General features: G+C 46.3%; 10 protein-coding genes. All 10 read left to right on the forward strand.

What is annotated here, in order from left to right; genetic code table 11:
- Nucleotides 1–560 (forward strand): HAMP domain-containing sensor histidine kinase (locus FDX03_RS23630; RefSeq protein ID WP_249357111.1); only part of this gene is annotated, 560 nt, incomplete at its 5' end.
- Between the two features lie 450 nt (nucleotides 561–1,010).
- A complete protein-coding gene (locus FDX03_RS18915) occupies nucleotides 1,011–2,426 on the forward strand; it encodes an undecaprenyl-phosphate glucose phosphotransferase (protein WP_061068418.1) in 1,416 nt (471 codons plus the stop codon).
- Nucleotides 2,416–3,702, forward strand: a complete 1,287-nt coding sequence (locus FDX03_RS18920) for an outer membrane beta-barrel protein (protein WP_048212979.1) — start codon at nucleotides 2,416–2,418, stop codon at nucleotides 3,700–3,702. Before FDX03_RS18915 ends, FDX03_RS18920 begins: the two co-directional genes overlap by 11 nt.
- A 1-nt stretch (nucleotide 3,703) precedes the next feature.
- Entirely contained in the window at nucleotides 3,704–4,261 is a 558-nt protein-coding gene (locus FDX03_RS18925; protein WP_048212978.1) for a polysaccharide biosynthesis/export family protein, read from the forward strand.
- 2 nt (nucleotides 4,262–4,263) lie between these two features.
- The gene (locus FDX03_RS18930; RefSeq protein ID WP_137346402.1) at nucleotides 4,264–6,381 is read left to right on the forward strand and encodes a polysaccharide biosynthesis tyrosine autokinase; all 2,118 of its coding nucleotides are present in this window, start codon (nucleotides 4,264–4,266) and stop codon (nucleotides 6,379–6,381) included.
- Nucleotides 6,378–7,589, forward strand: a complete 1,212-nt coding sequence (locus FDX03_RS18935; protein ID WP_048212976.1) for a capsular biosynthesis protein — start codon at nucleotides 6,378–6,380, stop codon at nucleotides 7,587–7,589. Before FDX03_RS18930 ends, FDX03_RS18935 begins: the two co-directional genes overlap by 4 nt.
- Nucleotides 7,586–8,971: a hypothetical protein gene (locus FDX03_RS18940; RefSeq protein WP_061068415.1), complete on the forward strand. Its 1,386-nt coding sequence runs from the start codon at nucleotides 7,586–7,588 to the stop codon at nucleotides 8,969–8,971. The genes FDX03_RS18935 and FDX03_RS18940 overlap by 4 nt, the downstream gene beginning before the upstream one ends.
- The gene (locus FDX03_RS18945) at nucleotides 8,961–9,950 is read left to right on the forward strand and encodes a glycosyltransferase (RefSeq protein WP_048212974.1); all 990 of its coding nucleotides are present in this window, start codon (nucleotides 8,961–8,963) and stop codon (nucleotides 9,948–9,950) included. The genes FDX03_RS18940 and FDX03_RS18945 overlap by 11 nt, the downstream gene beginning before the upstream one ends.
- Before the next feature lie 14 nt (nucleotides 9,951–9,964).
- Nucleotides 9,965–11,176, forward strand: coding sequence for a glycosyltransferase family 4 protein (locus FDX03_RS18950; RefSeq protein WP_137346403.1), 1,212 nt, complete (start codon nucleotides 9,965–9,967; stop codon nucleotides 11,174–11,176).
- Nucleotide 11,177: 1 nt separating this feature from the next.
- Entirely contained in the window at nucleotides 11,178–12,290 is a 1,113-nt protein-coding gene (locus FDX03_RS18955) for a glycosyltransferase family 4 protein (protein ID WP_137346404.1), read from the forward strand.

Genomic DNA, 12,290 nt, shown 5'->3' on the forward strand with positions numbered 1-12,290 from the left:
TGCAAGCCATGAGTACCACGCTGGATAACACTATTCAGCTGACGGAAAGGTTGTTACAGCTTTCAGCGGTGAAGCGTAAAGAGCAAGGGGAAAGGCACTTTTCGCCCGTTAATCTGTATGACGTGGTGCAAACCAGCTGTTTTACCCGTCTGGCGCAGGCGCGCAGTAAAGCTATCGATCTGGGGTATGAAGGGAAGCAGGAGGCGCTGTGGATTGAAGGGGATGAGGTGCTACTCGGTGAACTGTGCGGAAATCTGCTGGATAATGCGCTGAAATATACGCCAGCGCTGGGCGTGGTGACGGCGCGTTTAATGTGCGAGGGAGAAGCTGTGGTGCTGGTGGTTGAAGATAGCGGGCCAGGTATTGATGCACAACAGGTGCATCAGGCGTTACAGCCCTTTCATCGCCTGGATAACGTCGGCAACGTCCCGGGGGCAGGGATAGGGCTGGCTCTGGTCAACGATATTGCGCGTCTACACCGTACACACCCGCAGTTGTCGCGCAGCGATACGTTAGGAGGACTGAGCGTACGAGTACGATTTTTAAGCATCACGAACTGATATCTTTATTTCACTGGTGCAGATTATTCTTAAGAAAATTACAGATAAGAAAGCCGATCATTATTAATAATAACGGAAAGTGATTTATTGACTTTATTTGTATTGCGGTGCAGTTAATTAATTTCAACGGCTATTTAGGGGAAAAAGAGAAACGATTTATGCTATTCGTCATACATATAACGGCTTTTCATAGTCTATGAAGTGCTATCTGTCAATAACGGTTGTGTTGTAAATTCTCATCTTTTTTGGCAGTGGCGATAAAACGTTCATTCAGAAATTAATGATAAAAATCATAATGATATAAATGGAACGTGGGTGATAGTCACACTAGTCAACATTATTTTTTACATTTACTGACAATGTACCATTGCGTTTTTTAGACTTGTGATATAATTAGCAACATGAAAAGAGAAAAAAACAATTAAATATCAATAAATAATGGGCTGAGATATGCTTAAAAATTCGCTAAAGATTAGCAGTCAAGGATATCCAGTCTTTTTAAAACTGGTCGATTTTATTGTAATCAATATTACATTAATTTTTAGCGCCCATCTGTTAAATATGGTGCCGTTTAAGACCATTGTCATTCTGAGCATCCTCTTCTCAGTGTTTTTCCTGTTGCTTGCTGAATACACAAAAATGTACCAGCAGAAGATAAAAACCATCGGCATACGTAACCAAAAACGGCTGCTTTTCTGTACGCTGCTGGCAATCTCGTTCAACGAAGTGATCAGCATGACGGTGGCCGAACCGGAGTCACTTGGATACCTGACAAGTCTGACACCGTCATTTTTATCCCCTATTGTTTACTGGTATTTCATTCCTTTACCTTTTCTTTATTTTATTCGTTTTTTCATTTTTAAATATTCAACGAAAAAAAACATTCGTGTGGCGATTATTGGTCTTACCGACAACGGCGTGGCAGCAGAAAATGCATTGATAGCTGAATACTCCAATATCAAATTAGATTTGGCTTTTTATGATGAACGCGCGTTGTCCCGCTGTGGTGATATCGTGGATAAGATAAAAAGTCCCTTTCGCGGTCCTGTCATTAATCTGGTTGAAGAGGCTAAGCAAGGGAATATCGACGAGATCTATATCGCATTGCCGATGGTGGCATTACATCGTATTCGTCACTTTTTGGCCATGATGTCGGATACCACGGTAGATACCTATATTGTTCCTGATTTTTATACCTACAGTAACAATATGTCCAAGCTGCGCTCGATCCACAACCTGCAAACCATTGGCATCTTTAGCTCACCGTTTGAAGGGGCCGGTTCATTTATTAAACGTGCGGAAGACCTGATTCTCGGTAGTATCATTATGGTGATGATCTCCTCACTGATGTTAGCGATTGCTATTGGTATTAAACTTACCTCCCGTGGTCCGGTGTTTTTCAAACAAGATCGATACGGCCTGAGCGGACAAAAAATTAAGGTATGGAAGTTTCGCTCGATGCGAGTTATGGAGAATTCCGATACGGTTATCCAGGCCACTAAGAATGATCCGCGCGTGACAAAATTTGGTAGTTTCTTGCGACGCACCTCTCTTGATGAACTCCCGCAATTCATTAATGTATTGCAGGGAAGTATGTCTATTGTCGGTCCCAGACCTCATGCGGTTACGCATAATGAACAGTACCGCAAACAGGTCGAAAATTACATGATCCGCCATAAAGTTAAGCCGGGGATCACCGGGCTTGCGCAGATTAACGGTTTCCGTGGGGAAATCGATGCACTTTATAAGATGGAAAAGCGCGTTCAGTATGATATTGAATATATTCAAAACTGGTCGTTATGGCTGGATATAAAAATTATTATTAAAACTATTTTCAAAGGATTTGTCGGTAAGAATGCATACTAAATTAATAGTTATTACCGGAATCGTGATATCGCAGTCCGCATGGGCTGATCTAACACCGAAATCACACATTGGCTTTGCGGGGATCGACTTCCAGGGCCAAGCTGCTGTGGATTACGGTTATGATGATAACGTAACTTATCAGCCCCATAACCGCGATGCGATAGGTTCAGCGTTCCAGAGCGCGGCACCTGTGTTTAGTATGATCGGTGAGCGCGGACAGGATAAGTATTTGCTAATGTATTCAGGCGATTATCGTAACTACTCAAGCGATTCTGCCGATAACTATAACGACCATTTTTTCCGTTTTAACGGTGCCTGGCGTTATGGGCAAATGCACGGCTTAACCCTGAATCTGGAAGATTCAATTGGGCATGAATCTCGCGGCCGCGATATCACAGAGGGCTTTTTGCCGAACCAGTTCCGCCAGTATGGAATTAACTCTCCGCTGACGAATAATTTTATCAACAGTGAGTTGCGCTATAGCTATGGCGCACCAGATGGACGCGGCAAAGCGGAACTGGCACTGTTGTATAAAAAACTGACGTTCGGGAATACCTCGGATGTGCAGGATACCAGCCCGGATTTTTACAATTATATTCAGCAGCAGGAATGGCATGAAAATAGTCTGGTGGCTGAAATTTTTGACCAATACACCTCCAGAACGCGCTTTCGCTATAGTTTTATTACTAATCAGCGTCACTATGATAACAACTCAGAAAAAGACAGTAATGAATACTATTTGCTTTACGGTCTGAAATCGCAGTTGACGGGGAAAACTAACGTCGACATGAATATTTCATGGCTGTACAAAACATTTGAAAATGCCGCAAACTCGAGTGATTTTAATGGTCTAAACTGGGATATAAAGGGGGAGTGGAAGCCGTTAAATCAGTCAGTCTTCACCGCCCATTCTGCTCAAAGTATTAAAGATCCCTCGGAAGTTGGGGGGTATATCTTAGTGACTGAGTATGGGATTTCTTACCAGCATTTCTGGCTGGGCAATCGTTTTTCTACTTTGCTGGACTACTCATACACCACGGAAGACTATAAAAAACAGAACAAGGATCGACATGATAAAAATGGTGTATTTAGTGTAACCATGAGCTATGACTACACGCCGTCTGTCAATTTTGAGATTAAATATCAATTAGATACTTTGAATTCAAATAAGGATACTGATTCGTTTTATATCGGTCCCGACGACAGTAAGGAAGTCATTAGAACGTTGGGTTATGATAATTCTATGATTATGCTTAAAGCTAAGGTTCAGATCTAAAATGAAAATAATAGAACTGTGCGCGTTTTTGCTATTCAGTATCCTGTTGGTCGGATGCACAACGTCCAGGCCACCATTAATGGACGATCCTGCTGCGGTGGCAGAGGATTACCGAATTGGGGCGGGGGATACTGTCAATATCGTTGTTTACGGGGAACCCGAAATGACGATGAAATTTATCGTGGATAAGAGTGGAACAATAAACTTCCCTTATATCGGCGTGCTGGGTTTAAAAGATAAAACACCAGAACAGGTGAATATTGAATTAACTCAACGCTTGCGCAACGGGTACATGGTTAATCCCATGGTGACCGTGAGTCTTGCCGAGTTCCGCAAATTCTACGTGTCAGGGGAAGTAAAAAGCCCGAATGGATTCGCCTGGGAGCCGGGACTTACCGTAGAGAAAGCTATTGCTCAGGCGGGAGGATTTACTGACCGTGCAGATCGCAAAGATATCAACATTCGCCTCTCCGGTAGTAATCAGCTACTTGAGAATGTTGATTTAACGCACTCTGTTCGTCCTGGGGATGTCGTGATTATTGGCATGGGGTTCTTCTAACGATGAAACTATCTATAGTGGAAAACGGCAAGCAACGAGAAAACTCCGTCGATTTCTCCCGCTTTGCCAAAGAACTGAAAAAGAATGCCTGGAAAATCGCGCTGGCCGGCATTATTGCCGGGGTAGTGGCGTATCCCTTGATCAGCATGATGTCATCAAAATATGTCTCGACGGCGACGGTGCTGATTAAGGCACAAGCTGATAACGTTTCGCCGTTTCCACAGGTGGATGGTTTTGATTCAACGCGTAGTGGATATTACGAAACGCAATATGCGCTGATGCAGTCACGCATTATCCTCGAGCAGGCGGTCCGCGATCTGAAGCTGGATGAAAACCCGGATTTTACCGGGGTGAAGCCCGGCTCTGGTAGTGAAGATCAGCAACTGAGGGTTGATCAGGCGCTGAAAACATTGTCGAAAGATCTGAAGGTCATCGGTATCCGTACCACTAATCTGGCCTCTATTTCTTATGAATCTTCATCGCCTCAACTTTCAGCTGAGATAGCCAATGGCGTCGCTCAGGCCTTTATCAACTACACGGTAGAACAAAAGCGTCTGAAAGCAGAGCAGGCTCGCAATCTCAACTTTGAAAAAATGGAAGAGATTCAGAAATCGATAGCGAAACAAAAAGAGGAAATGGATAGCTACCTGAAAAACTCTGGGCTGCTGACCTTCCGTGGTATTGATGGTTTTGAAACAGAGCAGTTAAGCATTGTGACCAACCGTCTTGCCGATGCGACCCAACGCCGTGTCGCCGCGGAGTCTGTTTATAATGAAGTAAATAGCCGAGGGAAATCTTCAGGCGATATCATTTCGCTGCCATCAGTTTCTGATCATGCGCAAATTCAGGATTTACGCATTGCGCTGATTCAGGCGCAGCGCACGTTGTCGGAACTGCGCAAAGTGTATGGGCCTAAAAGTGCCAATATTTTAAAAGCAGAAGCCGATGTGCAATCAATCCAAAATCAAACGGGTCGGGTACTGGGTGAGTTAAAACTTGGCTTACGTCAGCAGTATCTGGCTGCGCTGGCCGATGAAAAGAATTACCAGCAGCAGGTTGCTGAGCAAAAAGAGATCTTCCAGAAGATGGCATCAAAACGGGATGCCTGGAACAGCCAAAAATTGGCGTTAGATAAAATGGAAGATCTGTATAAGACGCTTTATCAGCGGACTCAGGAATTGTCGCTGTCCGGGGTTAATGCGGATGCGGTGCTGTATGATCCAGCCGTTCCCCCGTTAAAGCCGTCTAAGCCGAATAAATCGTTGCTGCTCGTGATGGTGGTGATGTTGGTTGTGGTATTCAGCATCATGTATTTCATCGTCAAAGCGGCAATGGATAATTCAATTAGCACCCTGAGCCGTCTGAAGAAACGTCTCAATGTCGAGCCATTGGGCGAAATTCGTCGGTTTACCGGCACTTCGGGACGCGCACAGGTTCGGGATATGATACTGAAGAACCCGCTGAATGCCGATATCATCCACGGTATTCGCACCCGAATTATGCTGGATAATCGGCCGCTGCAGACGGTCGCTATTGCTTCGGCGGAGCAGGGTGAAGGGCGCTCCCTGTTGGCGAATCTGTTGGCCAGTTCATTCAGCTTCGATCAGAAAACGTTGCTTATTGATGCTGATTTCTTCAATACCAACGGCCTGTCTTCTGAACTGGCATCGGCGACATCTGCGGGTGTGGCGGAGCTGTTGCAGGGAGAGGCTCCGCTAGAAAAAGTACGGGTTAAGATCACTGAAAATCTTGATTTCATTCCCCACGGTAAGACGACTATTTCCTCGTTACTGATGCTGTCGTCAGAGCGCGTTGAACCCGTGATGCGCGAACTGAAGTCGCAGTATCAACGCATTATTATTGACGTTGCAGCGGTGAATCAAAGTCAGGATATCCAACTGATCAAACGAGCCGTTGATGGGGTTATCTTTATCGTGAAAGCCGGAACCGGTTCTGCGGAGAATATCGCCAGCGCACTGGATAAGATTGAGGATAATCAGGGCGTGGTGATTGGCGCAGTGTTGAATGCGGTCGAAGAAAAAAACCTTGAAACGCAGGAAGGGTTGCGCTCATTGAACTTCAATACTGACCAACTGATGACTACGCCAGGTCGTGTATGAGTTTACTGAAGAGCGCTTCTACGATAGCCAGTTCATCAGTCGTTTCGCAGCTGATTGGTGCGCTGTCTATCTGGTTGATCTCACATAAGTACGATATGGCAGAGGTTGGGCTGTATGCGCTCAACTACAGTATCGCGGTGGTGGGGGCTCAGGTGTGTACCTTTGCCTCCCAGTTGTTGATTCCCAAACAGCAGGATGACGAGCTGGCGCAAAATGTGGTGTTCTGTTTGCTGCAAAGCGCGCTCATTGCGTTACCGTATGCCGTCCTGACCGCGTGGTTGTTTCACCAGAACATACTGTTTCTCTATTTGCTGACGCTTTCAACGGCGTGGGCGTTAATATCGGAAAACTTATCGCTGCGGACAGCCAACTTTTATTTTCTAATCTTTCAGCGTATTTCTGTCTCCGTGGTGGTGGTGCTCTCGGTACTGCTCACGCACCAGGTACAGACATTTTACTGGTCGTGGGCCTGCGCCATGATTTTGCTGACCACTAGCTGTATTTTTCATTCGTTTGATATTCGTTCGGTGACGTCGCAGCATTTGCGCCCAGCAAGTAATTTACGATTTTTTAAACAGAATATTCATCATATCACTAAAGTTGGTAGTGCTGAGGTGCTGGCAATGGCGAGCAGTAACTTGCCTATTATGCTGATTAACTTCTGGTTTTCGGCGCTGACGGCGGGGTATTTTTCCGTTGTAAGCCGGTTCTGTCTGGCACCGGTAGTGATTATCGGCAACGCGGTACGCAATACCATTTTTTCTAAATGGTCCATCGACTTTAGAAATAACACCTTCAATTATCAGGAGTATACGAAGGTGCGTATGCTGCTGCTAGTGCTGGGGGTTGTCTGTACCTTAGGCGTCTTTATTTTCTATCCCATTGTGATGCGCCTGGGTTTTAGCGAAGACTGGATTAACTCCATTGAGACGTCGCGCTACATGCTGCCCTATTTGTTCCCGGCGCTGGCGATAAGTCCTTTAACGGTGATTGAGCTTATTTTTGGCTCGCACCGCTATTTTCTGCGTATCCAACTTGAACAGTTGGCGATTGTGCTACTGGCGTTTGTGGTCGTTCCCTATTTTTACCATGATTATGCGGCGTCAGTAATATTGTTCTCTTCACTGACATTTATTCGCTATGCGTTCATTTACCTGAAAATGAACAAGCGGGCCAATCTCCTGAAAAACAAGCCGGTGACGCCATGACACTGAATACCGGAAATTATTTACAGGTCTACACCTTTATAACGCTGATCCTGTGTGGTCTGGTGCAGTATTTCACCGGCATGCAGTCCGTGTTGTGGATCCCGTTTTTCCTGACATTGCTGATGGTGGGATTACTGGTGATGCAGACGCGAGATGGGGCGCTGCGTCTGGATGCACAGGAAACCATTATCCTTGCGCTGTATTTTTCCTTTCTGGTGCTGGCGGGAACATCGACCCTGATTCAGGGCGGGGTCACCGTGGCAATTGTGGCCTTCAAAAACGAAATCGCGTTATCGCTGGTGATGGTTTGTTTGCTGTTAGGTTTTTGCCGTGAATCGCAGATATATCGGGCGACGCGCTATCTGTACTGGGTGTTCTATGCGCAAATCCCGGTGATGATTTATCAGGTTTTGCTGGTTGTTCCTCAGCGTGTGGCCGTACGCGGGGAAGATGAAAAATGGGACTCCGTGGTCGGAACATTCGGCGGAGATCCAATGGGTGGCGGCAATACGGCGGCGATGGGGTTATTTTGCCTGTTAATTATGTTGCTGAAACTCTCTGAATATAAGCATGGGCTTACGACGTTTAAATCCGCAGCGCTGCATATCATCCTTGGAATAGGGTTATGCATCATTGGCGAGGTCAAGTTTGTCATCCTGCTGTCACCGATATTTCTTGCATGGGTGTGGATATCGCCGAGCTATGTTAAAGATGTCAGTAAGGTAAACCTGAAGACGTTATTTATCATTGTGGCAGGAATGCTGGTGCTCATCGGCCTGTCGATTATGATATTGGCCTGGTACTACTCTTCCGCTTTTGGCAGCGATCCGACAAAAGGCTCATTAAGCATTTTTATTGATTCATTGAGCTATATCTTTGATCCGAACTACATCATGTCGACCGGAGAGTTGGGGCGTTTCACAACGTTTCTGTTCTGGTTAAAAAATAACGATCTATGGGGACTGTCGGGCACATTATTTGGCTATGGGCTTAATGCCACAAACAGTGGTAGTACGGTCTCCCCTGGGTTTTTGAACATTATCTATAACCTGATTTTAGACTCGACTGCGCTGAGTATGCTGCTGTGGGAAGTTGGCATTATTGGCACGCTGCTGTTTATTGGCTTGTTTATTTATATTCTGAAAGTATGTCAGCCAAAACCAGTATTGATGCTTGAACAGCTGGATAAACAGGATCTGCAGTTACTGAGCTTTGCGCCCGCGTTTAACGCTTTCGCTATCAGTTGTTTAATCAGCTTACCTTACAGCCAGATATTGATGATTACGCCGATGTTACAGTTCCTGTTCTATTTATCGCTGGGGGCGAGCTTAGTGATTCGTCGAACCGTACTTCGCAGTGCAGGGGGATGGTATGGACAATAAGCCATTTATTTCAGTGAGTATTAAGACGCTCAACGAATCTAAAGGCATTGAGAAAACGATCGACAGCATTCGGCGTCAGTTGGTCGGGTATCCGCATAAAATTATTGTGGCTGACAGTCTGTCGACAGATAACACCCAGCAGTTGGCAGCCAATAAAGGCGTCACGGTAGTGTCACTCACCGATCCAGGCGATCGCTGTTGTGGGGTGGGCCATCAGTTGGGCTATCTGTACAGCGAAGGGGAATATTTATTATTGATGGATGGAGATATGGAGCTGGAAGATGGCTTCATTGACCAGGCTGTTGCCTTTTTGCAGGCGGAACCGGACTATGCCGGGGTGGCCGGTACCGTCGAAATGGATGATGCCGTTAACTATGAGTTTAAGTCTCGTAAGCAGCGGATCAATAAAATCTATCCTCTTGGCGATAGCGATCATCTGGGAGGCGGTGGACTGTATCGTCGGTCGGCAATTGAAAAAATTGGTTATCTGACCAACCGTAATTTGCACGCTTATGAAGAAGCTGAGCTGGGTCTGCGTTTAATCGAAGCGGGTTATAAACTGCGGCGTTTGGATATTCCTTACTTCAGCCATACGTCACACACGCTGTCGACGTTTAAGATGCTGGCGCGCCGCTGGACCAGCGGTTATTACCAGGCTCCGGGTGAGCTTTTGCGTTGTAGTTGGGGGAAACCCTGGTTTTCCCAGTCATTCAACATCGTGAGGAATGAGGCGGTATTTGCGCTCTACCTTATTCTCTTATTTGTTGCGCTGCTCACCTTTAATATCAACGTGTTTGCCGTTGCGCTTCTACCCTTACTGGCATTTGCCTTGTTGAAGATTGTGCAAAACCGCTCGTTAACAGATGGGCTGCAAAGCGTTATTAATTTAATCGTACGTTCAGCGGGGTTGATCAAAGGTATTTTTTATCCGGTACGCGATCCACTGACTCCGCCCAGCAATAAAATCATTCATGAATAACCGGGGCAGGCGCCATGAAAGTATTATTAGTTAACAAGTTTTTTTTCATCAAAGGCGGCGCGGAAACGGTTTATTTTCAAGAACGCGACATGCTGAAACAGGCTGGTGTGCAGGTCATTGATTTTTCCATGCAGCATGAGAAAAATTTCCCCTCTGATTATGCGGATTATTTCGTCAGCAATGTCGATTACCATAAAGAGAGTAATCTGTTGGGGGGCATCAAAACTGCGGTTAACTTTATTCATAACACCCAGGCCTGCAAAAAAATGCTGGCGCTTTTACAAAAAGAACGCCCTGATATCGTTCACTTTCATAATATTTACCATCAGTTGACGCCGGCGTTGATTAAAGTGGCGCGCAATTTTGGCTGTAAAACGGTGCTGACGGCGCACGACTATAAGATTGTCTGTCCTGCATACTCTATGTTACGCGATGGGAAGGTGTGTGATGCCTGTATCACCGGTACCGTTTTCAATGCCTTCCGCTATCGCTGTCAGGAAGGCTCTGCCTCTAAAAGCTTGCTGCTCTCGTTAGAAGCGACCTGGCAATACATTGCCCAAAATTATCAGGCTCTGGATGTCATTGTTTCACCGAGCGTCTTTCTACGCGGCGTGTTACTCCGCACGTTGCCGAAATCACGAATCGATGTGATCGTCAATGGTGTTGATGATAGCCAGCCCATCGATGAGGTCGTCGATGACGGTTATATACTGTACTTCGGCCGCCTGAGCCGTGAAAAGGGTGTGGCAACGTTGCTGGCCGCTCATCAGAAAATGCGTAACCCGGCTCCGCTGAAAATAGTGGGGCACGGTCCGTTGCATGACGAGTTAGTGGCGAAATACCCGGAAGCTGAGTTTTTAGGTTATGTACAACAAGGGGATGCCCTCAATCAGCTCATTAAGCATGCCCGTGTGGTGATCCTCCCCTCTGAATGTTATGAAAACTGCTCAATGGCGGTGCTGGAGGCGATGTCTTTCGCGAAACCGGTGATCGGGGCGCGCATTGGCGGGATCCCCGAACAAATACGTGACGGTATTGAAGGGGTTTTATTTGAGCCGGGTAATGCGCAGGAACTGGCGAAGGCGATGGATACTCTGGTTGATGACCCGGATAAAGCTCGTGTCATGGGCTTACGGGGTCGCGCGCGCCTGAGTGAAAAATATGCGCTTAGCAAACATATGGATACCTTACAGGCGCTATATAAAGAACTTCTGAGCAGGCCATAGAATGAGTAAAAAAATAACGGTTTTTGGTACCCGTGGTATTCCGGATGTATTGGGCGGTGTGGAAACCCACTGCCAGAATCTTTATCCGGCGATTAAACAACAGTTTGACGTTGATATTTGTGTTATCGCCCGCTCGCCGTATGTTAGCTACAAACGATCTTCTTATAAGAAAGTTGAGACCTATGCACTGTGGGCACCCAAAAAACGGTCACTGGAAGCGATTGTGCATTCTGTTTTAGCGGCGTTTAGAACCTGTGTCGACGGTTCTGATATTGTGCATGTCCACGCTATAGGGCCGGGTTTGGTGATCCCATTATTACGCGTGTTAGGCAAGAAGGTGGTTTTTACCCACCACGGGCCTGATTACGATCGTCAAAAATGGGGATTCGTCGCCAAAAAAATATTGCTGCTGGGTGAACGCTGGGCGGTGAGATATGCCAATGAGGTGATAGTGATTTCTGAGGTTATTAACCAACTGATTCAGAAAAAGCATGCTCGCTATGATGCGCATTTGATTTTCAACGGCGTCAATAAGCCCCGTCCGTTGTCAGATCAAACCCTTCATGCCACGCTTTCCCGCTTTGGACTCGAGGCGAAAAACTATTTCGTGGTGGTCGGACGGTTTGTGGAAGAAAAGGGGATGCATGATGCCATCTCTGCGTACAAACTAAGTGGTTTGCAACAGCCGCTAGTGCTCATTGGCGATGCAGATCACCCAACGGAATACAGTATTCGACTCAAGCAACTTGCCGCTGATACCCCTGGGGTGGTGATGACCGGGTTTTTAAGGGGAGATGAACTTCAGGCGGTGTTTTCGCAGGCCAGGCTGTTCGTTATGCCTTCCTACCATGAAGGGCTACCGATTGCACTTCTGGAGGCGATGTCGTATTCCCTTCCGGCGGTGGTGAGCGACATTCCCGCAAATTTGGAAGTGCAGTTGCCGTCTGAGGCCTATTTTCGGGTCGGCTCATTGTCCAGCCTTGCTGAGAAATTAACCGCCTGGGCCAGCGCAAATAGCGTGGACTATCGTGTCTATTTGCAAAATTATGACTGGCAGGAAATTGCCAGAAAAACAGTCAATGTCTATCACTCAATTGATAAAGATATAGGTTAA

Origin of the sequence: Citrobacter sp. wls827, from assembly GCF_005280875.1 — a bacterium.
GTDB classification, from domain to species: Bacteria; Pseudomonadota; Gammaproteobacteria; order Enterobacterales; family Enterobacteriaceae; genus Citrobacter; species Citrobacter youngae.